Here is a 23,598-nt window from a genome sequence, read left to right on the forward strand (position 1 = left end):
CGTTAGTCGCGGAAGCCCGAGTGCACGAAGCCGCGCTCGACGACCCGGCCGCCGCTCATCCGCCGGAGTACCTCTGAGCCGAACGGCACCGCATGGATGAGGCGGCCGAAGTCGACCCGCTCCTCGTCGGTGTACCCGAGCACGACGTACAGCCCGATGACCGCGATCGCCGCGATCGTCGCAACACGAGCCGGAATCTGGTCGAGGGTGCCGCCTCCGCCATCGACGGGCTCGGCAAGCGTCACGGCCATGAGGAAGATCGAGGCGTAGACGGCGAGATGCACATGCGCGCTCTTCCAGCGGCGCGAGAGGGCCGCGATCGGCAGGATCCACAGCGCGTACCAGGGGTGGATCGCCGTGGACGCCGTGACGAAGGCGAGCAGTGCGCCCGAGAGACGGGCGAACGGATCGATCGCCCGTCGCGAGAGCATGAGGGCTGCGGCAATCAAACCGGCGAGGGCCAGCGCGAGCATCTTCACGAGCGCGATCGCGCCGGCGGGGTCGTGCCCCGTCGCCTCGACCGCCGTCGAGGTGAGCACCGACACGAACGACATCGGCGCATACCAGTGCAGGATCGCACCAGGCACGACCATCGCCGCGACCCAGCCGACCCCCACCCCCGCCAGGAGGCCGACCGCGACGACGAGACCGAGGGCTCCGGCCCCGCTCCACGCCCAGACGCGGACGCGTTCCCGCCAGCTCGCGTCGTGGCGCAGCCACAGCAGCGCGAGGATGGGCAGGGCGAGGATCGCGATCGGCTTGACTGCGATCGCCGCGCCCATGAGCACGACCGCCGCGATCCTCCGATCGGTCTGCGCGTAGTAGAGCGAGGCGAGGATCGCCGCGAGCATCACGGAGTCGTTGTGCCCCGCGACGATGAAGAGCACGAGGGTGAGCGGGTTGGCGATGACCGTCCACGCCGTGAGCGAGGTCGACAGGCCGCGCAGCCGCGCGAGACGGATGGTGTACACCGCGGCCACGACGACTCCCGCCACCGAGACGGCGCGGAGCATCGCGATCGAGAGCTCGGGGAAGTTCCAGCCCGCGAACTGCACGGCCGTGCGCTCGATCACGAGATAAAGGGGTCCGTAGGGCGTGGGCGTGTTGGCCCACAGCGGGTCGACGCCGAGCGCGAACCAGCCGGGGAGCGTCGCGACGCCGTTCGTGTAGGGATCGATGCCCTGCACCATCAAGCGCCCCTGGGCCACGTACGAGAACATGTCGTGGCTGAACAGCGGCACGCTCACGAGCAGCGGTGCCGACCAGGCGAGGGCGGCGACGAGGATCGTGCGGAGCGCACCCGGCCCGTCGGCGAGGGCGACCGTTCGCAGCCGCAGCCAGGCGACGAGCAGGAGCAGGCCGCCTCCGATGACCAGGACGGCGCTCGCCTCCGAGAGCCAGCCCGTCGCGCGGATGGTCGCGACGAGCGGCCAATCGCGGATGCCCGAGTTATGGGGCAGATAGCCGACGCCGAGCGACCCGGCGAGGATCGCGAGCGAGCCCACCGTTCCCGCGGCCAGCGGAGCGACGCTCCCCAGGCGGAGTCGGGGGCGTCGGACGCTCGCTGAAGTGCTGGTCGCTGTCGACCCTTCGATCGTCCCCGGTGAAGCCATTTACTCAACGCTAGGCGATCGGCGTCCGAACTGCATCCACGTGCGGTGAACGCTTGGTCAGGCTCTTCTCAGGAACAGGAGGGCCCGCGCTTAGCGGCCGGCCGCCTCCGGAGCCGGTTCGGCGAAGCGCAGCTGATTGCCGAACGGGTCGATCACGTCCAGCGCGAAGCCGAACGGCGTGCGGGTGATCCTCGGATTGAGGTAGGGATAGGCCTTCGCGTCGAGTTCGGCGTGCAGCTCGTGGACTCCGCGGAGGGCCACGTGCACCGCGACCCCGGGACTCCCGTCGCGGTGGTGCTCGCTGAGGTGCAGACGCAGGCCCGACCGCGACACCTGGAGGTAGAGCGGCGCGTCGCGGGTCGCGCGATGCTCCCAGTCGACCGCGAAGCCGAGATAGTCGACGTAGAACTCGCCCGCCTTCGCGACCGAGAAGATGCGCAGGATCGGCACCGCCGCCTCTAGCCGCACGGGCTCGAGGACCCCCGCGTGCTCGCTCGTCGACCGGTCGCGCGCTCGCCGTCTCGTCTCCACGCCACGAGGCTAGTCGCCGACGGGGCCCCGCTCCGACGCGCCCTCAGTCGACCAGCCCGAGGGCATGGAGACGCTCCAGCGTCTCGACGCCGGCGGGCGGGCACCGGTGGGCGTCGACGGAGGCGACCCAGTGCAGGGAGTCGATCTCGCCGCTCGGGCGCGGCGCGGCGTCGAGCTCGGCGGCGAAGACGCGCATGTGCACCTCGCGGCCCTCCGGCTCGCCGTGCGCCTGAGCGCGCACCGTGAACAGTTCGTCGAGGCTCGTGGGGGAGGCGCCCAGCTCCTCCCTGGCCTCGCGCGCCGCCGCCTCCGCTCCCGTCTCGCCGGGGTCGACCTTGCCGCCCGGGAGGTAGAGCACGTCGCGACCGCGCGCGGTCACCATCAGCACCCGGCGCTCGCGCAGGACGGCGACGGCGGAGACGACGAGGGGAGGCAGGGCGGTCATCCTCCCATCATCGGCCCCGCGGCTACCATGGGGGCACACCAGAAGGACGCGCGCAGCCGGCGTGCGCCAGGGCCCCGTGCGCCCGAACAGCTGAGGAGCTCCCCGTGGCAGAAACCACCACCCTCGACAAGGTCATCACCCTCGCGCAGCATCGCGGGTTCGTCTTCCCCTCGGGGGAGATCTACGGAGGCACGCGCTCCGCGTGGGACTACGGGCCCCTCGGCGTCGAGCTCAAAGAGAACATCAAGCGCCAGTGGTGGAAGGCGTTCGTCCAGGGCCGCGGCGACGTGGTCGGCCTCGACTCCGCCGTGATCCTGCCCACCGCCATCTGGCACGCCTCCGGGCATGTCGGAGTCTTCTCCGACCCGCTGACCGAGTCGCTCATCACCCACAAGCGCTACCGTGCCGACCACCTCTTCGAGAAGTACGAAGAGGTGAACGGCCACCCCCCGGTCAACGGCCTCGCGGACATCCCCGACCCGGAGCATCCCGACAAGATCGGCCAGTGGACCGAGATCAAGCAGTTCTCGGGACTGATGAAGACCTACCTGGGCGTCGTCGACGACGAGTCCGGCCTGCACTACCTGCGCCCCGAGACCGCGCAGGGCATCTTCACCAACTTCGCGAACGTCCTCCAGAGCGCGCGCCGTAAGCCGCCGTTCGGCATCGGTCAGATCGGGAAGGCGTTCCGCAACGAGATCACGCCCGGCAACTTCATCTTCCGTACCCGCGAGTTCGAGCAGATGGAGCTCGAGTTCTTCGTCGAGCCGGGCACCGACGAGGAGTGGCAGGAGACCTGGATGCAGCTCGCCTGGGACTGGTTCGTCGACCTCGGGCTGAACCCGGAGAACATCCGCCAGTACGAGCACCCCAAGGACAAGCTCTCCCACTACTCCAAGCGCACCGTCGACATCGAATACCGCTTCAGCTTCGCCTCGGGCGAGTGGGGCGAGCTGATGGGCGTCGCGAACCGCACGGACTACGACCTCAAGACCCACATCGAGCATTCGGGCAAAGACCTCTCGTTCTTCGACCAGACGAAGAACGAGCGCTACGTGCCCTTCGTGATCGAGCCGTCCTTCGGTCTGACCCGCGCGCTCATGGCGTTCCTGGTCGACGCCTACGAGGAGCAGGAGCTGCCTCCCAACGCCAAGGGCAAGGTCGAGACGCGTACGGTGCTGCACCTCGACCCGCGTCTGGCGCCCGTGAAGGTCGCCGTGCTGCCGCTCTCGCGCAACGAGGCGCTCTCTCCGCTCGCGCGCCGGGTGGCCGACCAGCTGCGCCAGCTCTGGAACGTCGACTTCGACGACTCCGGTGCGATCGGCCGCCGCTACCGCCGCCAAGACGAGATCGGCACGCCGTACTGCGTCACCGTCGACTTCGACTCGCTCGAGGACGACGCGGTGACGGTGCGAGACCGCGACACGATGCGGCAGGAGCGCATCCCGCTCGCCGAGCTCGAGGCGTACCTCTCCGCAGGGCTGCGAGGCGCGTAGCCCGAGGTCGTGCCTCGGGACCGCGCCTTCGCGGGACCCGAGGCTCCCGCTGCTCCTCGGAGGAGGCTGCTCAGCGTGCGCGGTACTCCCGGGCGAGGAGGGCGTAGACGAGGGTCGAGGTCCACTCGCCCTTGCAGAACTCGTCGTCGAGGTGGTGCGCCTCGAGCCGCATGCCGAGCCGCTCGCAGAGGCGGGCGGAGGCGGCATTGCGCGCGTCGAGCTGAGCGACCACACGGTGCGCGCCGAGCTCGTCGAAGGCGAGGGCAATCAGGGCGCGAGCCGCCTCGCTCGCGAGGCCGCGCCCCTGCGCCTCCGGGTGCACGACCCAGCCGACCTCGACGCTCGCGTGCGCGAGGGAGGAGGCGATCAGGGTCAGGTCCCCGATGACGCGGCCGGCCAGCGCGCCCTCGCGCGCGACGATCGCGAGCACGACGACGTCGCCGTCGGCGGCGAGCCTCGTCGACGGGAGACGGACGCGCAGATGTGCCCGCGACTCCTCGGGGGTGCGGACGGGCCAACGGAGGTAGCGCACCGCCTCCGCGTCACCCTGGTAGCGGGCGTGGTCGTCGGCGTCCGCGAACGAGAGCGGGCGCAGCAGGAGGCGTTCGGTCTCGAGCGGCTCACGGCGGAGCGGCTCGGCGTCGAACGGGAGCCGGAGGGGCGTGCTCACGCGGTCTCGGCGGTGTCCTCGGCGAGGGCGGGGCGGGCGGCGACCGGTTCGGCGGGGACCGTGATGCCGAAGAGCGCCTCGAGCCCGGTGAGGTACGCCTCTTGCTCGCCGGCGCGGGCGTACTCGCGGGCCCGCACGCTGGGAGTGTGCAGGAGAACGCCCGCGAGGTGACGGAGCGCCTGCTCGGTGCGGCCGTCGTCGCCCCGTGAGCGAGCGCGCTCGATCTCGGCGTCGAGGGCGTCGAAGACGTGAGAGCGCAACGCGACCACCGCCGGGGTGAGGCTCTTCTCGTCGGCGACGTCCGAGAATTTCCGGGCGGCCTTGCCGACGAGCGCTCGGGCCTGCTCGGACGCATCGAGGACGTCGAGCGGCGCGTGCAGGCCGATCGTCTCGAGGTCGAGCAGCTCGACTCCCGTGACGCTCGTCACATCGGGAGCGACGTTGCGGGGAAGGCCGAGATCGATCACGAGCTGACGTTCGCGCGAAAAGCCCCGGAGGCGACCCTGGGCGAGCAGGGAGGCGTCGAGCACCGGCCCGGCCGTCGTGGTGCACGTGATGACGACATCGGCAGCGACCGCCTCGACGGCGAGGTCGTTGCCCTCGATCGGGCGCAGGGCCCGCCGCGTCGCGAAACCCTCTGCACGGCCGGAGGGGGAGTGCACGGCGATGTCGACGACTCCCCGATCGCGCAACGCCGCCACCGTGGCTCGGGCATAGCTGCCCGTGCCGATGAGCAGCACGCGCGCGGCACGCCAGTCGGTAACTCGACTGGAGGCGAGGTCGAGCGCGAGACGCACGAGCGAGCGCCCCGCACTGCCGAGCCCGGTGCGGTTCTTGATGCCGCGGGAGGTCTGTGAGGCGCGCTGGAAGAGACGCTCGAGCTCGGAGGAGGTGGTCCCCAGGCGCCGCGCCTCCTCGAGCGAGCGGCGAACCTGGCCCGCGATCTCTCCCTCGCCGACGACGACGGACTCGAGTCCGCTCGACACCGCGAAGAGGTGCTCGGCCACCCGATCACCCGACACGATCTCGACGCTGCCGCGCAGCTCGTCCTGCTCGACGCCCGTCGCGGCGCTGACGGCGGCGGTCGCGGCCTCGACGGCCACGGCCCGCGCGGCGGTCAACGGCTCGTCGATGTCGAGGTAGGCCTCGAAGCGGTTGCAGGTCGCGACGACCACCGCTCCCGAAACGAAGTCGATGCCGTCCGCGAGGGCCGAGGCGACGACGGAGGAGTCGACGGAGAGCTTCTCGAGGAGATCGAAGCTGGCGTTCTTGTGCGACGCCGTCAGACACAGAAGCACCACATCAGTCTACGCGCGGTCGAGGAGGGTCGGCTCGGCGTGGGCGAGGAATGGACGGACGCGCGTCGGTCCGGGTGACGCCCCGCGGTCGGACGGGCCGGGCGATCTCGGGTAGGCCTGGAATAATGCCGCGGTGACCTCCCCCACCGACGGCCTGCTCGATCCGCCGCACCCCCTCTCCGACGGGCGCACCGCCGACTCCGCCCTCCTGCGGGCCTACCGCTCGGACCGGCCCGAGCGGACGCCCGTCTGGTTCATGCGCCAGGCCGGTCGCAGCCTCCCCGAATACCGCGCCCTGCGTACCGACACCGCGATGCTGGACGCCTGCCTCGACCCGGCGCTGGCGAGCGAGATCACGCTGCAGCCGGTCCGCCGTCACGGCGTCGATGCAGGCATCTTCTTCAGCGACATTGTGATCCCGCTGCGCCTCGCGGGCGTGGGAGTCGACATCGTGCCCGGACGTGGACCGGTGCTCGAGAAGCCGGTGCGCACCGCCGCCGACGTGGCCGAACTCGCCGCCATCGATCCCGCCGTGCTCGACGAGACGCTCGAGCCGATCCGCGAGGGCGTGCGGCGCACGGTCGAGGGCCTCGCCGACACTCCACTGATCGGCTTCGCCGGAGCGCCGTTCACCCTCGCCGCATACCTCGTCGAGGGCGGCCCCTCGAAGGACCATCTGCGTGCCCGCACGATGATGCACGCCGACCCCAGCGCGTGGGCCCAGCTGATGGAGTGGACCGCCGAGGTCACCGGTCGCTTCCTCCGCGCGCAGGTGCTCGCCGGGGCGAGTGCCGCACAGCTGTTCGACTCGTGGGCGGGCGCTCTCTCGCTCGCCGACTACACGGAGCACGTCGCCCCCGCCTCCGCCCGCGCCCTCGCGCACGTGCGCGACCTGGCCTTCGAGCACGGGGGGGTGCGCCGCAACGTGCCCATCGTGCACTTCGGTGTCGGCACGGGCGAGCTGCTGGCGGCCATGCACGCCATCGGCGCCGACGTGGTCGGGGTCGACTACCGCATCCCTCTCGACGAGGCCAACCATCGACTGGGCGGTTTCGCGCCGGTGCAGGGCAACGTCGACCCCGCTCTGCTCAGCGCTCCGTGGGAGGTGCTCTCGGCCCACGTCGACGACGTCCTCCGCCGGGGCCTCAGCGCTCCCGCGCACGTGCTCAACCTCGGGCACGGTGTGCCTCCCGATACCGACCCCGACGTGCTGACGCGCCTCGTCGCGTTCGTGCACGACTGGCGCCCGTGACCGGCTCCGCCGCGCAGCAGTACGACGTCGCGGTCGTCGGCGGGGGAGTCGCGGGCCTCGCCGCCGCGGCCGAGTGCCTCCGCATCGGCCTGCGGGTCGTGGTGCTCGAGGCCGGCGAGCAGCTGGGCGGCTCGGTCGCCGAGCTCGAGATCGCCGGCATGGTGCTCGACGCGGGAGCCGAGAGCTTCGCCACTCGTGGCGGTCACGTCGCCGCGGCGCTCGCCGGGCTCACGCTCGAGGGGCGTCCGCTCGCCGAGTCGATCGTCGAGCCCCGCGCCGGCGGGTCGTGGCTGCACCTCTCGGGCGGACGCTCCGTCCCGTCGCCGCGAGCGGGCATCCTCGGGATCCCCGGAACGCCGCTCGCGCCCGACGTGATGCACGCGATCGGCCGACGAGGCGCCTGGCGCGCCTGGCTGGACACGCTGATGCCGGTGCTCCGCATCGGGCGCGCCCACTCGCTGGCCGAGCTCGTGCGCACCAGGATGGGCGAGCGAGTGCTCGAGGACCTGGTCGCCCCGGTCGTCTCCGGCGTCTATTCGAGCCGACCGCAGGACATCGACGTGGATGCCGCGGCGCCCGGGCTGAACGGTGCGATCACGCGAGCCGGCTCGCTCGCCGGCGCTGTCTCGGCCCTTCGCGCCAATCTGCCGGCCGGTGCCGCCGTCCGCGGGCTCGAAGGCGGGATGCACCGCCTCGTCGCCGCGCTCGTCGAGCGGATCGACTACCTCTCGGGCGAGATCCGCACCGCCGCTCCCGTCGCCGCGATCGAGAGCGCCGAGGGCGGCTTCGTGCTCCGTCTCGCCGAGGAGGAGGCGCTGGCCGCGCGCGCAGTCATCGTCGCCACGTCCGAACGCGATGCCCGCGCCCTGCTCGCCGAGCTCGCGCCGGGAGCACGCGGCGAGGAGACGCCGGAGGACTCGGTCGAGCTGGTGACCCTCGTCGTCGACGACCCCCGACTCGATGCCGCGCCGCGCGGCTCCGGTGTTCTCGTCGCCCCGACGGCGCGCGACGTGACCGCGAAAGCGCTCACCCACGCGACCGCGAAGTGGGAGTGGCTCGCCGCCGCCCTGCCCCCCGGGCGACACGTGCTGCGCCTCTCGTACGGGCGCCCCGGCGAACGCCCGCCACTGGAGGGGCTGGGCGAGCAGGAGGTGGCCGCGATCGCCCGGCGCGACGCCTCCGTCCTCCTCGGCGTCGATCTCGCCCCCGCGAGCCTCGTCGACTCCGCCCGCGTGCGCTGGGCAAATGTCCGCCCTGCGGCGGCTCTCGGGCGTCGCGCCCATCTGGAGGCGTTCCGCGACGCCCTCGCACCCGTCGAGGGGATCGCGGTCACCGGCACTTGGATCGCGGGGACGGGTCTCGCGTCGGTGTTGCCGCACGCCGCAGCGGCGGCCGCCCTTATCCGGCGCCGAGTGGTGCGTCAAGGCGTCGAGGCGCCCGGCGAACAGTCCGAGCGCGGCGACTACTCTGGGGGACAGGCCTCCGCGTGAGCGCGGTGCGCCCCGCCACGAGTGGTCACCGACCGTGTGGACGATCCGCGAGAGCGATCCAGAACGAGGAGTAGGCGTGAAGGGCAAGATTCTTTTCGTGGCAGGAGCTGCAACCGGATACGTGCTGGGAGCACGCGCAGGGCGCAAGCGGTACGAGCAGATCGCCTCCGCGGCGAGCAGGCTCTGGAAGACCCAGCCCGTGCAGGACGTCGCGGGTGCCGTCGGCGGCGCGGCGAAGACGCAGCTGAGCGCGGTCTCCGACAAGGCGTACGAGGTCGTGCGCTCCGTCGTCGTCAAGGCGGTGTCCGGGGGCAGGAAGGCCCAGGGCGCGAGCGATGCGGAGGCCACGGCCGCCGCCCGCCAGGCCGCCGCCAAGGTCGACGAGGCGGCCGCCGCGGCCGGTTCCGGAGGCTCGGCGTCGTCCACCTCCACCAGCAAGGCGTAGTGCCCGTCCTCTCGGCCCCTCCGCATCAGACGGGGCCCGCACGTCCCACCCTCGAGGAGCTTCCGTGGTGAACGAACGCAATCCGAAGAACGCCCGATCGCTGGGCGAACTCGTCAGCGACCTCCCCGGGCTCGTGATCGAACTGGTCAAGGCCGAGATCGCCTCCCTCAAGAACGAGGTCGCGGGCAAGGCCAAGAGCGCGGGGCTGGCGGTGGGCCTCTTCGCGGTCGCCGTCTTCTTCCTCCTCACCGCCTGGGCGACGCTGGTGGCCTTCGCGATCATCGGCATCGCCTCCTGGCTGCCGGCCTGGCTGTCGGCGCTCATCGTGACGGTGTTCTTCCTGCTGCTCGCGGTGGTCCTTGCACTCATCGGCGTCAGGACGATCAAGAAGGCGGTCCCGCCGGTACCGCAGGAGTCGATCGAGAGCATCAAGAAGGACGTGCAGGCGTTCAAGGGAGTGGGCAGCTATGACAACTGAGCGCGCAATCAGCAGCGGCTCCCCTCGCTTCGTGGATCCGGCGGAGCTCAAGCCCGGCCAGCTCAAGGCCGACATCGAGCGCGCCCGCAGCGAGCTCGCAGCCACCCTCGACGCGATCGAGTACAAGGTCAACGTCCCGCGCAAGCTCCGCGCCGCCCAGCGCACCCTCGAGCACAAGCTCCAGGTGGTGCGACGCGAGAACCCCTCCGCCCTCGTGGCGGGAGCGGCCGGAGCGGCCGCTGCGGTCGGGCTCGTCGTCTGGGGTGTCGTCCGTGGCCTTATCGAGGACTGAGCACTAGCGCGCCCACCGCCGCGGCGCCAGACCCCGCCCGCTTTTGTGCATCCGCGCGAGCGGAGGGATGATGGGTCAATGACCGATCAGACCGCCGGTACGGCGGGTCCCGTTCAGTCCGCCCCCGACACGAGCGCCGCCGCTCCGGCGCCGCAGCCCCCCGCCGATCAGGATCACTCCGATCAGGCCCTGGGATACACGCTCTGGGCGGTTCTCCGCAGGGATTCCGCACGTCCGTTCACCCTCCCGAGCGATGCCATCGAGCCTGCCGTCACGCAGTACGAGAATCTCGTCGCCCAGCTGGCCGACGAGGGCGTGACCGTCCGAGGTACCTACGACGTCTCTGCCCTGCGTGCCGACGCCGACATCATGCTCTGGCTCACCGGCCCGGCACCCGAAGAACTGCAGCGCGCCTACCGAGAGCTGCGCCGCACCGAGTTGCTCCTGAAGCTCCTCCCCACGTGGAACGCGATGGGGGTGCACCGCGACGCGGAGTTCAGCGCCAACCACCTGCCCGCCTACATGCGCGGCAAGGCTCCCGCCCGATGGCTGACCGTCTACCCGTTCGTTCGCTCCTATGAGTGGTACATCCTCCCCGAGGGCGAGCGTCGGGACATGCTGGCGCAGCACGGTCGTCAAGGCTCGCGGTTCCGCTCCGTACTGACCAACACCGTCGCCTCGTTCTCGCTCGGCGATTACGAGTGGATCCTCGCGCTCGAGGACGACGAGCTCGTCACCCTGGTCGACCTCATGCGCGACCTGCGGGCGACGGAGGCGCGCCGGCACGTGCGCGAAGAAGTGCCGTTCTACACGGGCCGGCGCATCGAGGCCGAGCAGATCGCCGAGGTGCTCCGATGAGCGACGAGATGCTGGTGCGCGGAGCCACGCCCGCCGCGGCCTCCGGACCCGAACATGTGGAGGTGCCCGTCGCCTACGACGCGATCCTCCTCGCGGGCTTCGGCGGCCCAGAGGGACAGGACGACGTCATCCCGTTCCTCCGCAACGTCACCCGCGGGCGCGGGATCCCCGAGGAGCGTCTCGAGGAGGTTGCCCACCACTACCGGCACTTCGGCGGCATCAGCCCCATCAACGCGCAAAATCGCGCGCTGAAGGCGGCGCTCGAGGCCGAGCTCTCCCGCCGCGGCATCACCCTCCCGGTGCTCTGGGGCAACCGCAACTGGGCGCCGTACCTGAGCGAGGCGGTGGCGGAGGCGCAGGAGCGCGGCTTCTCGAACCTCATCGCCATCGCGACGAGCGCCTACTCCTCCTTCTCCTCCTGCCGGCAGTATCGCGAGGACTTCGCGGCGGCGCTGGACGCCACCGGCCTCGAGGGGCAGCTCCGCATCGACAAGGTGCGCCAGTTCTTCGACCACCCCGGTTTCGTGATGCCGTTCGTGAAGGCCGTGCACGACGGCCTCGACGAGCTGCGCGAACGCCTCCCGGATCTCGACCCCGCGAGCGAGGTCGAAGTGCTGTTCGCGACGCACTCGATCCCCACCTCCGACGCCGAGCGCAGCGGGCCGCACGAGCGCCACGACGACGGCACCGTCATCGATGTGCACGGGTTCGGGGCGGGAGGCGCCTACGAGGCCCAGCACCTCGCCGTCGCCGAGGTCGTCATGGCGGCGGCCACCGACATCGACGTGCCGTGGCAACTCGTCTACCAGTCGCGCTCCGGCCCGCCCTCGCAGCCGTGGCTCGAGCCCGACATCAACGACGCCATCGCCGAGCTGCCCGCCCGAGGCCGCCGCGCGCTGCTGATCGTGCCGCTGGGCTTCGTGTCCGACCACATGGAGGTCATGTGGGACCTCGACAACGAGGCGATGGAGACCTCCGAGGAGCACGGGCTCGTCGCGCTCCGGGTCGCGACGCCCGGCACCGACCCGGTGTACGTCTCCGGGCTCGTCGACCTCGTCCTCGAACGGGTCCACGGCACGCCGACCGAGGACCGACCGTCGATGACGGCGCTCGGCCCCTGGTACGACGTCTGCCGCCCCGGCTGCTGCGAGAACGTACGCGCCGGGTTCAAGCCCGCGCTGGCGGGAGTCGCCCCGTGAGCGGGAGCCCCCTGTCGTGAGCATCCGAGTCGGCACCCGCGCGAGCGCGCTCGCGGTGGCGCAGACCCGGATGACGGCCGAGCTGATGGCGGCCGCGGCGGGAGTACCGGTGGAGCTCGTGCGCATCGAGTCCGACGGTGACCGCATGCGCGGCTCCCTCGCCTCCCTCGGAGGCACGGGAGTCTTCGTCAGTGCGCTTCGCGATGCTCTGCTCGCCGGGCAGTGCGACGCGATCGTGCACTCCTTGAAAGACCTGCCCACGGCCCCGGTCGACGGTCTCGTGTTGGGCGCCGTGCCCGAGCGGGAGGACCCGCGCGACGCGCTCTGCGCCCGCGAGGGCGCGACCCTCGCGACCCTCCCACCCGGCGCGCGCGTGGGCACGGGCTCGCCCCGCCGGCGCGCCGCACTGCTCGCGGCGCGCCCCGACCTCGACGTCGTGGATATCCGCGGCAACGTGGATACCCGGCTCGGCCGCGTGCTTCCCGGGAGCGGAGCCCCGCTGGACGCGGTCGTTCTCGCGGTCTCGGGGCTGCGCCGCCTCGGGCGCACGGCGGCGATCACCGAGCTGCTCGACTTCGCCGTGTCGCCGCACGCACCCGGCCAGGGCGCGCTGGCGATCGAGGTGCGCGACGAGGAGCCGTCGGAGGAGCTGCGCGCGGCGCTCGCGGCCGTCGAGCACCTGCCCACGCGAGCCGCGATCACGGCCGAGCGCTCGCTGCTCGCAGCGCTCGAGGCCGGCTGTGCCGCCCCCATCGGAGCCTCGGGCCTCCTCGAAGGCGAACGGATCCTCCTGCGCGGCGTGGTCTTCGCGACCGACGGTCGAGCCTCCCTCGCTCGAGAGGTCACGGAGCTCATCGACCCCCGATCGGCCATCGGGGATCGACAGACGTCGGATTCGCAGTATGGTGGTCGCGAACTGCCCGTCGTCGAAGCCGCGTTCCGATGCGGCTCCCTGCTCGCTGACGCACTTCTCAGTTCGGGTGCCGCTGAACTCGCACCCCTGGGAGCCCCTTCGTGATCGTCCCCGCCGCCTACTCCCAATGGGAGAAGCCGTTGCAGGGCTGGCGCATCCTCGTCCCCCGCGGAGGACCGTGGGGAGACGGCGTCGCCGCCGCTCTGCGCGCCAAGGGCGCCTCCCCCGTCGTCGCCCCCATGATCAACTTCGCGCCCACCGATGACTTCCCGGCGCTCGAGCAGGCTTTGGCCGACCTCGAGGCCGGTGCCTTCGACTGGATGACGGTCACGAGCGCCACGACCGTCGACGTCCTCTCGCTCCTGCGCACGACCGTCCCCGCGACGACGAAGGTCGCCGCGGTCGGCGAAACCACGGCCGCCGCTCTCGTCGCGGCGGGCTACACCGTCGATCTCGTCCCGTCCGAGGACAACTCGGCGCGCGGCCTGCTCGCCGAGTGGGAACAGGCGACGGGCGGCAAGCGGCCTCTGCGCGTGCTGACTCTGCGGTCGGAGATCGCGAAGCCGCTACTGACCGAGGGTCTCACCCGCATCGGCCACGACGTGCGCTCGGTCGTGGCGTACCGCACCGTGGGAGTACCGGTCGAGGATCGCGTCGTCGCCGATGTCGCGAGCGGTGCCGTCCACGCCATCCTCGTCACCTCGGGGAGCGTGGCCGAGCAAGTGCAGAAGCAGCTCGGCCCCGTGCCGGAGTCGACGCTCGTCGCCGCGATCGGGCCGCAGACCGCCAAGGATGCCCGCGCGTTCGGGCTTCGGGTCGACGTCATCGCCGACGAGCGCTCTGCCTCCTCCCTGATCGCCGCGGTCGCCGCGGTTGCCTCGGAGCGCGCCGGGCGCTGATCGTTCGCACAACGTCAGCCCAGACGGCTCCTCGCGCACGATGGTGCGCGAGAGCGCCTCTCAGCCGAGGTTGTGCCGTCGGCATTGCGCCGGAGTCCACCGGTGCTCCCTCCGACGGATCAGCGCGCGGAGCACCTCCTCCGTGCGGGGCCAGTCCTCCATGATCTGGTGGTTGTCGAGCCGGAGGCAGAGGTACTCCTGGCGGGCGAGCTCGAGATCGCGGCGCCGATCCTCGCGGAACTGCTCGACGCTCGAGTGGTAGCGGAAGCCGTCGCTCTCGAGCACGAGTCGCTCGCCGATGATCTCATCGACGAACCCGACTCCCGGGATGAGCACCTGCGTGCGGACACGGACGCGCAGTCGCGCCGTGCCGAGTCGTGTCTTCGTTTCGAGCCCTGACTGGCTGCTGCCGTCGACCCGGTCGAACAGTGCGCGCTTGGCGGCGGGCGCCAGTTCGCGCAGCTCGGCGAGCAACTCGGGGGAGAGCCGGCCGGAGTTCATCGCCGAGTCGATCGTGACGATGGCGTCGTCCTCGCGGAGGCAGGTCACGAGATGCAGGATCGCGGCGCCGATCCCGTCTTGCGAGGGTGAGCGGCGACCCTGGCCGGGCCACTGGCGCCAGTGCCCGACGGCGCCGGCGCGGAGGTCGCGGACCGACGATCCGCCGAGGGCGACGTGCAGACCTGGTCGGTCGGTCGTGAAGAGCCCGAGGTGGTGCAGGAGGGACACACACGTCAGCACGCCGCCCGCGCGGACGGCGGCGATCTCGAGGGGCGGGGCGGTCGCGAGGGCGAACCAGCCCCGTCGGACCCGCAGGACGATGCCTCTCGCGAGGGCGCGCTCGAGGGTTGGCCGTCGGATGCCGCCTCGGGCGAGGACTCGTGCAGACGCGAAGCCGCCGGCGGCGCTGAGGAGGGTGAGAAGGTCGTCCACGCCTGTCAGCCTCGATCCAGTGCAGAGACCGTGGAGCGCCGAACGGCGGATCTGTGGAGACGGAGGGCACCTGCCGGGGTGGGGAGGGAGCACAACGTCAGCTGAGACGCGCTGTCGCGCACCCTCATGCGCGACGCGCCGTCTCAGCTGAGGTTGTGCTCCCGGCCGACGCGCACTCGCCCCGGATTAGTCTGGAAGGCATGACTGCCCACCGTCCGCGGCGCCTCCGCACGACCCCGGCCCTCCGCCGCCTCGTGCAGGAGACGCGCATCCATCCCGCCCAGCTCGTCCTGCCGCTCTTCGTCGCGGAGGGGATCACCGAGCCGCGCGCGATCGGCTCGATGCCCGGCGTGGTGCATCACTCCCTCGACAGTGTCCGCCGCGCAGTGACGGAGGCCGCGGATGCGGGGCTCGGCGGCGTGATGCTGTTCGGCGTCCCGACGACGCGCGACGCGGTGGGCTCCGGCGCGACCGATCCGAACGGTGTGCTCAACGCCGCGACCCGCGTCGTCGTCGAGGAGGTCGGTGACGCCCTGGTCGTGCAGACCGACCTGTGCCTGGACGAGTTCACCGACCACGGGCACTGCGGGGTCCTCGACTCCAGGGGCCACGTGGACAACGACGCGACGCTCCTCCGGTACGAAGAGATGGCGCTCGCGCAAGCCGAGGCGGGCTCGCACCTGCTGGGCCTGTCGGGGATGATGGACGGCCAGGTCGGTGCGATCCGGGCGGCGCTCGACGGCGCGGGCCATCTCGACACGGCGATCCTCGCGTACTCGGCGAAGTACGCGTCGAGCTTCTACGGTCCGTTCCGGGAGGCCGTGCAGTCGACGCTCGAGGGCGACCGGCGGACCTATCAGCAGGATCCGGCGAACCGCCGCGAGGGGCTGCGGGAGGCGACGCTCGACCTGGCTGAGGGCGCCGACATCGTGATGGTCAAGCCGGCGATGAGCTACCTCGACGTCCTCGCCGACGTCGCAGCGGTCTCGGACGTGCCGGTGTGGGCGTACCAAGTGTCGGGCGAGTACGCGATGATCGAGGCCGCCGCCGCGAACGGCTGGATCTCGCGGGAGCCGGCGATCCTCGAGTCCGTGACGGGGATCCTCCGCGCCGGCGCCGACGCCGTGCTCACCTACTGGGCCGTCGAGATCGCCCGCGACCTCCTCCGATAGCCGCCCGTCGTCAGATTCCCCCGAGCGAACGCCGGACCGAGGCTCTCGTCCGGAACGAGGCCTCCCGGGAGGGGCCCGCGTCCAGCGCGTACCCTGGAGGAGTGACCACCTCCGCGAACGACACCCTGTACGAGCGTGCCCGTCACGCGATCCCCGGAGGCGTCAACTCGCCTGTCCGAGCCTTCCGCTCGGTGGGGGGGACCCCGCGCTTCATGGTGTCGGCCAGCGGCTCGTCCATCACCGACGCCGACGGCCGCGAGTACGTCGACCTCGTCTGCTCGTGGGGTCCCGCCGTGCTCGGTCACGCGCACCCCGAGGTCGTCTCCGCCGTGCAGGAGGCGGCGGCCCGTGGCCTCTCCTTCGGCGCGTCGACCCCCGCCGAGACCGAGCTCGCCGAACTCGTCGAGGCGCGGATCACGGCAGGCGGCGTCTCACCCATCGAGAAGCTCCGGCTCGTCTCGACGGGCACGGAGGCGACCATGACCGCGATCCGCCTCGCCCGCGGAGTCACCGGTCGCGAGTTGCTGATCAAGTTCTCCGGCCACTACCACGGCCACTCCGACGGGCTGCTCGCCGAGGCCGGCTCGGGCCTTGCGACCCTGTCGCTGCCCGCCTCCGCCGGGGTGACCGCCGCGACCGCCGCCCAGACGCTCGTCCTGCCGTACAACGACCTCGACGCGGTGCGCTCCGTGTTCGCCGAGCGTGGCCCCGAGATCGCCGCCGTGATCACGGAGGCTGCTGCCGCGAACATGGGCGTCGTCGCGCCGGCTCCGGGCTTCAACGCCGCGCTCGCGGAGCTGGTGCACGCCAACGGATCCCTGCTCATCCTCGATGAGGTGCTGACCGGGTTCCGCGTCAGCGCCGGCGGGTGGTGGGCGCTCGAGAACCGCGACGCAGAGACGCCCTATCGGGCCGACCTTTACACCTTCGGCAAGGTCATCGGCGGGGGGATGCCCGTCGCCGCCCTCGGCGGTCGCGCCGAGGTGATGGACCACTTGGCCCCGCTCGGCCCCGTCTACCAGGCGGGCACCCTCTCGGGAAACCCGGTCGCGGTGGCCGCGGGGATCCGCACGCTGCAGCTCGCGGACGACGCCGTCTACGCCGCCCTCGACCGCACGGCGGCGACGCTGCAGCGCGAGGTCTCGGCCGCTCTCTCGAGAGAGGGAGTCGCCCACACGGTGCAGACGGCGGGCAGCCTCTTCAGCTTCATGTTCACGGATCTCGGACGACCCGTGCGCGACTACGCGGAGGTGCAGGCGCAGGAGGCGTTCCGCTACCCCGCGTTCTTCCACGCGATGCTGGAGGCCGGCGTCTCGCTACCGCCGTCCGTGTTCGAGGCGTGGTTCGTCTCGGCCGCGCACGACGACACCGCCATCGGGCGCATCGTCAACGCGCTGCCTGCCGCCGCGAAGGCCGCGGCGGCGGCTCGGCCCTAGCGGGCGGCTCCTGACGGACGAGGCCCGCCGGGGCCTCAGCCGTGCCGCGAGACCGAGCGCGGAAGGACGAAGACCAGGGCGAACGCCGCAACGGCCATGACCGTGCTGAGGAGCATCGCCGGCGCGGCGGCGTCCAGGAAGCCCGAGGCGACCGTGTCCGGGCCGGTGATGACGAGCCCTCCGAAGAGCACGCTGCCGATCACCGCGATGCCGACGGCCGAGCCGATCCGCTGGATGGCCGAGATCACCCCGCTCGCCGCTCCCGCGTCCTGCGGGTCGACGGTCGCCACGATGAACTGCACGTTCGGCGCGATGAAGAAGCCGTTGCCCACGCCCGCGATCAGCAGCGGCGGCAGGAGCTGCCAGTTGTTGATCGAGTCGGGCGTGGCGGTGAGCAGCACCAGCCACACCCACGCCAGGCCGATCGCGAGCAGCCCGCTGCCCAGCACGAGCACGGTGCGCCCGAGACGCGCGGTGAGCTTGTTGCTCTGCGAGGAGCTGATGATGCTGCCGATGGCGAAGGGGATCGAGACGAGTCCCGACTCCAGGGCGGTGTGGCCCAGGCCCGACTGCCAGAGGAGGGAGATGGTGAAGAAGATGCTCGTGAATGCGGCGAAGTAGACGAGCGCGAGTACCACGCCTCCGGTGAAGGCGGGGTGGCGGAAGAGCGTCGGTGGCACGAGCGGCGTCCGGCCGCGGCGGACGTAGAGGACCTCCCAGGCGCCGAACGCCGCGAGGAGGACGACTCCGCCGACGATCGAGAGGATCGTCCACAGCGGCCAGCCCTCCTCCTCGCCCTGGATGAGCGGCACGAGCAGGGCGACGAGGCCGCCCGAGACGAGCACGAGGCCGAGCCAGTCGACGCCTCCGCTCGGCCGACGGTCGCCGGTCTCGAGGTCGCGGCGCGCCGGGAGGAGGATCCCCGCGGCGACCAGGGTCGCGATGCCGATGGGAAGGTTGACCCAGAAGACCAGCCGCCAGCCGTTCTCGTCGCCGAAGGCTTGGATGATCAGGCCGCCGATGATGGGGCCGAGCGCCGACGAGACCCCGAGCACGGCGCCCATGACGGCGAAGGCCTTGCCGCGGGCCGGCCCGCGGAACAGCAGCTGGATGTAGGCGTTGACCGCGGGGACGAACATGCCTCCCGCAAGGCCCTGCACGACGCGCGCGATCACCAGCTGCACGTCGTCGGCCGCGAGACCGCAGGCGAAACTCGCGACCGTGAACAGCGCGACTCCGCTGACGAACACCCACTTGTGCCCGAAACGATCGCCGACGCGGCCGGAGGGGATGAGCGCGAGGCCGAACGCCAGCGCGTACCCCGAGATGATCCACGAGAGCGTCGACTCCGAGGCGTCCAGCGTGGTGCGGATGGTCGGGAGCGCGACGTTGACGATCGTGGTGTCGAGAAGGGCGATGAACATGCCCGCGAGCAGAACGACGAGCGAGCGCCAAGCGCGCTTGTCGGGGGCGGGAGGGGCGCCGGTCGAGCGGTCGGTCGACGTCTCGGTCATGGGTGTGCCTTTCGAGCGGAGGGCGGGGCGGCGCGAGAGACCCTCCTCGTGGGGACGGCATTCGAGGGAGAACCCTCTCAGGAGAACTCGGATTTTCGCGCGTCGGAGGCTGTGGGAGCTTTCAGGAGATACCCGGGTCAGCGACGTGCCTCGGCTTGCCGGGCACAGTCGATGCAGAGCTCCGCGGTCGGCCGGGCGGCCAGCCGGGCGCCGCCGATCGGGCGGCCGCAGAGATCGCAGTCGCCGTAGGCTCCGGCGGCGAGGCGCTCGCGGGCTGAGGAGAGCTCGCGGGTCCTCCTGCCGAGCGCCGCGCGGACTCCGGTAAGCCTCGACCACTCGGCCGAGAGCGGGGTCCCCTCCGGATCGTGCTCGTCGTCGGCCGTGCCGTCGGCTCGATCGCGGAGCAGCTCGGCGAGCGACTCGTCGAGTCGGGCGACCTCGAGTCGGGTCTCGCTCTGCCGATCGGCGAGCACTGTGTCGAGGAGGCGGGCCTCCTCCGGGTCCAGAGGCATCCCCCCATGCTGCCACCCACGTCCGGTGCGAGATCGTTGTGCGATCCGACGCTCACCCGGCGCAGGCTGCGGGGCAGACTAGGGGCATGCCCGTCGTGACCGTGCTCCCCGACCGCCTCGAACTCCGTCTGTCGGCGGCCGAACGTGTGCTCGCGTTCCACCGCAGCGATGTCGTGATCGACCGCGCAAGCATCCGCTCGGCGACCGTGACAGAGGATCCCTGGATCTGGGTACGCGGCATTCGAGCCCCCGGCACCGCGGTTCCGCTCACGATCGCGGCCGGCACCTGGAAGTTCCACGGCGGCAAGGACTTCCTGCTGATCAAGCGCACGGCGGCTGCCGTCGTGATCGACCTCGTCGGAGAGGAGTACTCGCGCCTGATCGTGAGCACCAGGCACGCCCCCGAGCTGATCGCGGCACTCCAGCTGGGGACGACGACCGCCGCCATCCCGGTGATCGAGACCGACGACCTCGTGGTGGTGCCGGAAGCCGCGCAGCAGGCGGCTCCCGCGGTGGCGGACGACGCCCAGGGCGAGTCGGAGCAGCCCCGGCGTCCGGTCAGGAAGAAGCGCGTCGCGAAGCCCCGTGCCGACACCTCCGAACACGCTTCCGCCGAGCCGAGCGGCGCCACAGAGGCCGCCGAGTAGCGGCCCGATAGCGCAACGTCAGCTGAGGCGCCGGCTCGCGCACCATCGTGCGCGAGCCGCGCTCTCAGCTGACGTTGCGCACGTTCAGGCCCGTACGTCGACGAGGATCCGCCCGTGGCTGCGGCCCGCGAGCAGCGAGTCGGCCGCGCCGAACGCCTCGGCGAGCGGCACCGTCGTCGTCAGCTCGTCGAGCAGCGCCAGATCGAGGTCGTGGGCGAGCCGCCGCCACGCCTCCTCGCGGAGCTTGCGCGGCGCCTCCACCGAGTTGATGCCCGCGAGAGTGACCCCCCGCAGGATGAACGGCATGACGCTGGCGGGCAAATCCGGCCCCTGGGCGAGTCCACACGCGGCGACGGTGCCTCCCCACCGAGTCTGCGCGAGCGCGTTCGCGAGCGTGTGCGAGCCGGCCGAGTCGACGACACCGGCCCACCGCTCCGTCTGCAGCGGCTTCCCGCCCCCGTGGAGTTCTGCGCGGTCGATCACCGCAGCGGCACCCATCTGGCGGAGGAGCGTCCCGTGCTCGTCGACGCGCCCGGTCGACGCGACGACCTCATGCCCGAGGCGGGTGAGCAGCGCGACGGCCAGCGAGCCCACGCCTCCTGAGGCGCCGGTCACCAGCACCGGGCCCTCGCCCGCACGAAGTCCGTGCCGCTCGAGCGCGAGGACCGCGAGCATCGCGGTGAAGCCCGCTGTGCCGATTGCGCCCGCGCGGTCCGCCGAGATCGCTCCGGGCAGGCGGAGCAGCGATGCGGAGTCGACACGGGCACGCTCGGCCAGCCCGCCGTCGTGCCTCTCGCCGAGCCCGGCCCCGTTGAGCACGACGCGGTCGCCGGAGTCGAAACGCTCAGCGGCTGCGCCGTCGGCGTATTCGACGGTGCCGACGAGGTCGATCCCGGCGATGAGCGGCGTGCGGCGCACGACCCCCGGACGACCGGTCAGTGCGAGCGCATCCTTGTAGTTGACGCTGGAGTACTCGACCGCGATCGACACGTCGCCGTGTGCGCGGTCGGGTTCGTCGCGGTCGACCAGCCGGGCGCGGTTCGGGGTGTCGGAGTCGGAGTGGCGTTCGACGACGATGGCTCGGTACATGGGCCCACGCTACGCCCGCCGAGCGAGGGGTGGGCCGTCAGTTGAGCGGCCGGGTTCCTTCGGGCAGTGAACCGCCGGCGTGGAGGGCCGAGGCGCTGTCCTGCAGCGCGGTCAGGGCCACGCGCTGGGTCCACGGCCCGTACGAGACGCGGGCGATGCCGAGCTGCTCGAGCCGCCCGCGCGCGTCGATGCTCATCCGACGAGCGTGGGGCCGGCGTGCGAGGCGCACGCGGCGGTGTCACAGGACTCACAGACGACCAGCTGCGCGCGACACGAGACGTCGGTGCAGTTGCGCATACGGCTGCTGGGCTCGGAGCAGCTCGTGCACCGGCCGATCACCTCGGTGTCTGGAGAGAAGGTGATCGAGCCGCGGCCGTCGAACACGTAGAGCGCGCCGTGCCAGAGTCCGCGGTCGCGACGGGCCTCGGCGTAGCGGACGACGCCTCCGTCGAGCTGGTACACCTCGCCGAAGCCGCGCGCCCGCATCAGGCTCGAGAGCACCTCGCAGCGGATGCCTCCCGTGCAATAGGTGACGACCGGCCGGCCCTTGAGGTGGTCGTAGGCGCCGGAGTCGAGCTGCTCGACGAACTCCCGCGTGCTCGCCACCCCGGGTACGATCGCGCCCTCGAAGCGGCCGATCTCCGCCTCGAACGAGTTGCGCCCGTCGAAGAACACGACGTCTTCGCGGTCCGCGACAAGGGCGTCCACCTCGTCGGGGGTGAGCCGAGGAGCGGTTCCGACGACTCCCTCCGCGTCGACCCTGAGCTCGCCTGGTGCGCCGAACGACACGATCTCGTCGCGGACTTTCACCGACAGCCCGGGGAAGTCGACGCTGCGACCGGACTGGTCCAGGCCAGTTCCTTCGCTCCACTTCACCTCCAGCCCGCGGAAGGCCGAGTGCTCGCGGGTCCGCCGCACGTAGCGCTTGAGCGCCTCCATCTCGCCTCCCAGCGTGCCGTTGATGCCGTCGGGCGACAGCAGGAGGCGGCCTCGCAGTCCCAGCGCCTCGCACAGCTCCCGCTGCCACAGGCGGATCGCCTCGGGGTCGGCGAGGGGCACGAAGCGGTAGAACAGCAGGATCTTGGGCAGCACCGGCACATCCTACGAGCCGAGGCGCTTCCGGCGTCACGCCCGCGAAACGCTCGTATGGCAGCATCGCCGGAGTGACCGACGCCTCCGCCACCGTGCCGCACTCCCGCCTCGAGGACGTCTTCGGACTCGTCACCGGTGCGTTCGTGGTCTCGCTCGGCCTGTACCTGCTGCGCGCCAGCCAGGCAGTCACGGGAGGCACCGCCGGTCTGGCCCTGCTGCTCGGCTATCCACTGCACGTGCCCTTCGGCGTGATCCTGGTGGCGGTGAACCTCCCGTTCCTCGCGCTCTCGCTGTGGAAGAAGGGCTGGCGGTTCACGCTTCGCACCATGTTCTCGATCGCGCTGGTGTCGCTGCTGACTGGCGTGCATCCTCTGGCTTTTGGCGCTCTGAGCATCGAGCCGGTCTACGGGGTGCTGACCGGCGACGTTCTCGCGGGGATCGGGCTGTTGATCCTCTTCCGGCACGGCTCGAGCCTGGGCGGTTTCAGCATCGTCGCGCTCATCGCGCAGGAGCGCCTCGGCTGGCGGGCCGGCTATGTGATGATGGCGCTCGACGCGTGCGTGGTCGTCGCCGCGCTGTTCGTCGTGCCTCCCGTGAACGTGGTGATCTCGGCGCTCGGAGTCGTCGTGCTCAACCTCGTGCTGGCCTTCAACCACAGGCCGGGCCGCTACCTCGGGTCGTGATCGCGGTGCCTCCGCAAGCCCTTCGGGTGGGGGCTCGCGGTTCCTACGCTGGGAGGAGGCGCGCGCCGTGCGTTGCCCCGTTCGAACGGAGAAACCGGATGTCCGACTGGACCTACGATCCCTACACGCGCCTCGGCGAGGTGCCGATCTTCACGCTCGAGAGCGACGACATCGCTGACGGGCAGCCCCTGGCGGCACGCCACTATGGGGAGGACGCCGGCGGCGAGGATGTTTCGCCCCACGTGCGCTGGTCGGGGGCTCCCGCCGGGACGAAGAGCTTCGCGGTGACCGTGTTCGACCCGGACGCGCCCACCGGCTCGGGCTTCTGGCACTGGGCCGTCTACAACCTGCCCGCCGACACCAGCGAGCTGCCGACGGGTGCCGGTGCGGCCGGATTCGAGCTGCTTCCTGCCGGCGCGCAGACGCTGCCCAACGAGATGCGGCTGCGCCAGTTCATCGGAGCCGCCCCGCCGGACCGCGAGCACCGCTACTTCTTCGTCGTGCACGCCCTCGACGTCGCCTCGTTCGACCTCGACCCCGAGTCGACCCCGGCGATCCTCGGCTTCAACGCGCACTTCCATACGCTCGCGCGGGCAGTGCTCGTCGCGACGGCAACGCCCGACGGCGCTCGGCAGTAGCAC

The 23,598-nt window shown here is 71.6% G+C and carries 25 protein-coding genes and 1 pseudogene; 15 read left to right on the forward strand and 11 right to left on the reverse strand.

Going from position 1 to position 23,598, the window contains the following annotated elements; all coding sequences use genetic code 11:
* Window positions 1–2: 2 nt before the first annotated feature.
* From mptB to ITJ45_RS02550, 3 genes are all read right to left on the reverse strand, one after another.
* Window positions 3–1,613: a polyprenol phosphomannose-dependent alpha 1,6 mannosyltransferase MptB gene (mptB, locus tag ITJ45_RS02540; RefSeq protein WP_194607259.1), complete on the reverse strand. Its 1,611-nt coding sequence runs from the start codon at window positions 1,611–1,613 to the stop codon at window positions 3–5.
* 90 nt (window positions 1,614–1,703) lie between these two features.
* The gene (locus ITJ45_RS02545) at window positions 1,704–2,144 is read right to left on the reverse strand and encodes a glyoxalase superfamily protein (RefSeq protein WP_323742825.1); all 441 of its coding nucleotides are present in this window, start codon (window positions 2,142–2,144) and stop codon (window positions 1,704–1,706) included.
* A 43-nt stretch (window positions 2,145–2,187) separates the two neighbouring features.
* A complete protein-coding gene (locus ITJ45_RS02550; RefSeq protein ID WP_194607260.1) occupies window positions 2,188–2,589 on the reverse strand; it encodes an NUDIX hydrolase in 402 nt (133 codons plus the stop codon).
* A 104-nt stretch (window positions 2,590–2,693) separates the two neighbouring features.
* On the opposite strand from ITJ45_RS02550, the gene ITJ45_RS02555 reads away from it, so the two are divergent.
* Complete coding sequence (locus ITJ45_RS02555) at window positions 2,694–4,085, forward strand: glycine--tRNA ligase (RefSeq protein WP_194607261.1); 1,392 nt, start codon at window positions 2,694–2,696, stop codon at window positions 4,083–4,085.
* Window positions 4,086–4,155: 70 nt separating this feature from the next.
* On the opposite strand, the gene ITJ45_RS02560 is transcribed toward ITJ45_RS02555, so the two are convergent.
* Together ITJ45_RS02560 and ITJ45_RS02565 are read right to left on the reverse strand one after the other, a co-directional pair.
* A complete protein-coding gene (locus tag ITJ45_RS02560) occupies window positions 4,156–4,755 on the reverse strand; it encodes a GNAT family N-acetyltransferase (RefSeq protein WP_194607262.1) in 600 nt (199 codons plus the stop codon).
* A complete protein-coding gene (locus ITJ45_RS02565; RefSeq protein ID WP_194607263.1) occupies window positions 4,752–6,053 on the reverse strand; it encodes a glutamyl-tRNA reductase in 1,302 nt (433 codons plus the stop codon). Before ITJ45_RS02565 ends, ITJ45_RS02560 begins: the two co-directional genes overlap by 4 nt.
* Window positions 6,054–6,186: 133 nt before the next feature.
* On the opposite strand from ITJ45_RS02565, the gene hemE reads away from it, so the two are divergent.
* From hemE to ITJ45_RS02610, 9 genes are all read left to right on the forward strand, one after another.
* The gene (hemE, locus tag ITJ45_RS02570) at window positions 6,187–7,305 is read left to right on the forward strand and encodes a uroporphyrinogen decarboxylase (RefSeq protein ID WP_323742826.1); all 1,119 of its coding nucleotides are present in this window, start codon (window positions 6,187–6,189) and stop codon (window positions 7,303–7,305) included.
* On the forward strand, window positions 7,302–8,795 hold the full coding sequence (locus ITJ45_RS02575) for a protoporphyrinogen/coproporphyrinogen oxidase (protein WP_323742827.1): 1,494 nt from the start codon (window positions 7,302–7,304) through the stop codon (window positions 8,793–8,795). Before hemE ends, ITJ45_RS02575 begins: the two co-directional genes overlap by 4 nt.
* A gap of 97 nt (window positions 8,796–8,892) precedes the next feature.
* Window positions 8,893–9,240: a hypothetical protein gene (locus ITJ45_RS13950; RefSeq protein ID WP_323742828.1), complete on the forward strand. Its 348-nt coding sequence runs from the start codon at window positions 8,893–8,895 to the stop codon at window positions 9,238–9,240.
* Window positions 9,241–9,307: 67 nt separating this feature from the next.
* Window positions 9,308–9,718 carry a phage holin family protein gene (locus tag ITJ45_RS13955; protein WP_323742829.1) on the forward strand — a complete coding sequence of 137 codons (411 nt, stop codon included), beginning with the start codon at window positions 9,308–9,310 and terminating at the stop codon, window positions 9,716–9,718.
* Window positions 9,708–10,010 carry a DUF3618 domain-containing protein gene (locus ITJ45_RS02590; protein ID WP_194607265.1) on the forward strand — a complete coding sequence of 101 codons (303 nt, stop codon included), beginning with the start codon at window positions 9,708–9,710 and terminating at the stop codon, window positions 10,008–10,010. Before ITJ45_RS13955 ends, ITJ45_RS02590 begins: the two co-directional genes overlap by 11 nt.
* Window positions 10,011–10,088: 78 nt before the next feature.
* Entirely contained in the window at window positions 10,089–10,868 is a 780-nt protein-coding gene (hemQ, locus tag ITJ45_RS02595) for a hydrogen peroxide-dependent heme synthase (RefSeq protein ID WP_194607266.1), read from the forward strand.
* Window positions 10,865–12,067 (forward strand): ferrochelatase, encoded by a 1,203-nt coding sequence (locus tag ITJ45_RS02600; protein WP_194607267.1) that lies wholly within the window; start codon window positions 10,865–10,867, stop codon window positions 12,065–12,067. Before hemQ ends, ITJ45_RS02600 begins: the two co-directional genes overlap by 4 nt.
* A 70-nt stretch (window positions 12,068–12,137) precedes the next feature.
* Window positions 12,138–13,085, forward strand: coding sequence for a hydroxymethylbilane synthase (hemC, locus tag ITJ45_RS02605; protein WP_228493511.1), 948 nt, complete (start codon window positions 12,138–12,140; stop codon window positions 13,083–13,085).
* Entirely contained in the window at window positions 13,085–13,879 is a 795-nt protein-coding gene (locus ITJ45_RS02610; protein ID WP_194607720.1) for a uroporphyrinogen-III synthase, read from the forward strand. The genes hemC and ITJ45_RS02610 overlap by 1 nt, the downstream gene beginning before the upstream one ends.
* A gap of 60 nt (window positions 13,880–13,939) precedes the next feature.
* On the opposite strand, the gene ITJ45_RS14280 is transcribed toward ITJ45_RS02610, so the two are convergent.
* Complete coding sequence (locus tag ITJ45_RS14280; RefSeq protein ID WP_194607269.1) at window positions 13,940–14,812, reverse strand: endonuclease domain-containing protein; 873 nt, start codon at window positions 14,810–14,812, stop codon at window positions 13,940–13,942.
* A 200-nt stretch (window positions 14,813–15,012) separates the two neighbouring features.
* Between ITJ45_RS14280 and hemB the strand changes: the two genes are divergently transcribed.
* Window positions 15,013–15,984, forward strand: a complete 972-nt coding sequence (gene hemB / locus ITJ45_RS02620; protein ID WP_194607270.1) for a porphobilinogen synthase — start codon at window positions 15,013–15,015, stop codon at window positions 15,982–15,984.
* A 101-nt stretch (window positions 15,985–16,085) separates the two neighbouring features.
* Complete coding sequence (hemL, locus tag ITJ45_RS02625; RefSeq protein ID WP_194607271.1) at window positions 16,086–17,420, forward strand: glutamate-1-semialdehyde 2,1-aminomutase; 1,335 nt, start codon at window positions 16,086–16,088, stop codon at window positions 17,418–17,420.
* Between the two features lie 35 nt (window positions 17,421–17,455).
* On the opposite strand, the gene ITJ45_RS02630 is transcribed toward hemL, so the two are convergent.
* Both ITJ45_RS02630 and ITJ45_RS02635 read right to left on the reverse strand, forming a co-directional pair.
* Window positions 17,456–18,934, reverse strand: a complete 1,479-nt coding sequence (locus ITJ45_RS02630; RefSeq protein ID WP_194607272.1) for an MFS transporter — start codon at window positions 18,932–18,934, stop codon at window positions 17,456–17,458.
* A gap of 137 nt (window positions 18,935–19,071) precedes the next feature.
* Window positions 19,072–19,446 carry a TraR/DksA family transcriptional regulator gene (locus ITJ45_RS02635; RefSeq protein ID WP_194607273.1) on the reverse strand — a complete coding sequence of 125 codons (375 nt, stop codon included), beginning with the start codon at window positions 19,444–19,446 and terminating at the stop codon, window positions 19,072–19,074.
* A gap of 86 nt (window positions 19,447–19,532) precedes the next feature.
* On the opposite strand from ITJ45_RS02635, the gene ITJ45_RS02640 reads away from it, so the two are divergent.
* Window positions 19,533–20,093, forward strand: coding sequence for a hypothetical protein (locus ITJ45_RS02640; protein ID WP_228493412.1), 561 nt, complete (start codon window positions 19,533–19,535; stop codon window positions 20,091–20,093).
* A gap of 84 nt (window positions 20,094–20,177) precedes the next feature.
* On the opposite strand, the gene ITJ45_RS02645 is transcribed toward ITJ45_RS02640, so the two are convergent.
* The 3 genes and pseudogenes from ITJ45_RS02645 to ITJ45_RS02655 form a co-directional block, all read right to left on the reverse strand.
* Complete coding sequence (locus ITJ45_RS02645) at window positions 20,178–21,182, reverse strand: MDR family oxidoreductase (protein WP_194607274.1); 1,005 nt, start codon at window positions 21,180–21,182, stop codon at window positions 20,178–20,180.
* 37 nt (window positions 21,183–21,219) lie between these two features.
* Window positions 21,220–21,357: pseudogene (locus tag ITJ45_RS02650) on the reverse strand (isocitrate lyase/phosphoenolpyruvate mutase family protein); the annotation flags it as partial.
* Window positions 21,358–21,374: 17 nt separating this feature from the next.
* Window positions 21,375–22,274 (reverse strand): rhodanese-related sulfurtransferase, encoded by a 900-nt coding sequence (locus ITJ45_RS02655; protein ID WP_194607275.1) that lies wholly within the window; start codon window positions 22,272–22,274, stop codon window positions 21,375–21,377.
* A gap of 71 nt (window positions 22,275–22,345) precedes the next feature.
* Here ITJ45_RS02655 and ITJ45_RS02660 point away from each other — a divergent pair, with 71 nt between their 5' ends.
* A complete protein-coding gene (locus ITJ45_RS02660; RefSeq protein WP_323742830.1) occupies window positions 22,346–22,957 on the forward strand; it encodes a YitT family protein in 612 nt (203 codons plus the stop codon).
* A 98-nt stretch (window positions 22,958–23,055) separates the two neighbouring features.
* Entirely contained in the window at window positions 23,056–23,595 is a 540-nt protein-coding gene (locus ITJ45_RS02665; RefSeq protein WP_194607276.1) for a YbhB/YbcL family Raf kinase inhibitor-like protein, read from the forward strand.
* Window positions 23,596–23,598: the final 3 nt, after the last annotated feature.

It is taken from the genome of Rathayibacter sp. VKM Ac-2879, from assembly GCF_015351245.1.
Classification (GTDB): domain Bacteria; phylum Actinomycetota; class Actinomycetes; order Actinomycetales; family Microbacteriaceae; genus Rathayibacter.

What these genes read in the sequence shown, in the direction of transcription:
- hemC (WP_228493511.1), top strand. Translation starts at nt 12,138, where the DNA reads ATGACGGCCGAGCTGATGGCGGCCGCGGCGGGAGTACCGGTGGAGCTC.
- hemQ (WP_194607266.1), top strand. Translation starts at nt 10,089, where the DNA reads ATGACCGATCAGACCGCCGGTACGGCGGGTCCCGTTCAGTCCGCCCCC.
- hemB (WP_194607270.1), top strand. Translation starts at nt 15,013, where the DNA reads ATGACTGCCCACCGTCCGCGGCGCCTCCGCACGACCCCGGCCCTCCGC.
- ITJ45_RS02665 (WP_194607276.1), top strand. Translation starts at nt 23,056, where the DNA reads ATGTCCGACTGGACCTACGATCCCTACACGCGCCTCGGCGAGGTGCCG.
- ITJ45_RS02550 (WP_194607260.1), bottom strand. Translation starts at nt 2,589, where the DNA reads ATGACCGCCCTGCCTCCCCTCGTCGTCTCCGCCGTCGCCGTCCTGCGC.
- ITJ45_RS02590 (WP_194607265.1), top strand. Translation starts at nt 9,708, where the DNA reads ATGACAACTGAGCGCGCAATCAGCAGCGGCTCCCCTCGCTTCGTGGAT.
- ITJ45_RS02600 (WP_194607267.1), top strand. Translation starts at nt 10,865, where the DNA reads ATGAGCGACGAGATGCTGGTGCGCGGAGCCACGCCCGCCGCGGCCTCC.
- ITJ45_RS02630 (WP_194607272.1), bottom strand. Translation starts at nt 18,934, where the DNA reads ATGACCGAGACGTCGACCGACCGCTCGACCGGCGCCCCTCCCGCCCCC.
- ITJ45_RS02635 (WP_194607273.1), bottom strand. Translation starts at nt 19,446, where the DNA reads ATGCCTCTGGACCCGGAGGAGGCCCGCCTCCTCGACACAGTGCTCGCC.
- ITJ45_RS02645 (WP_194607274.1), bottom strand. Translation starts at nt 21,182, where the DNA reads ATGTACCGAGCCATCGTCGTCGAACGCCACTCCGACTCCGACACCCCG.
- mptB (WP_194607259.1), bottom strand. Translation starts at nt 1,613, where the DNA reads ATGGCTTCACCGGGGACGATCGAAGGGTCGACAGCGACCAGCACTTCA.
- ITJ45_RS02640 (WP_228493412.1), top strand. Translation starts at nt 19,533, where the DNA reads ATGCCCGTCGTGACCGTGCTCCCCGACCGCCTCGAACTCCGTCTGTCG.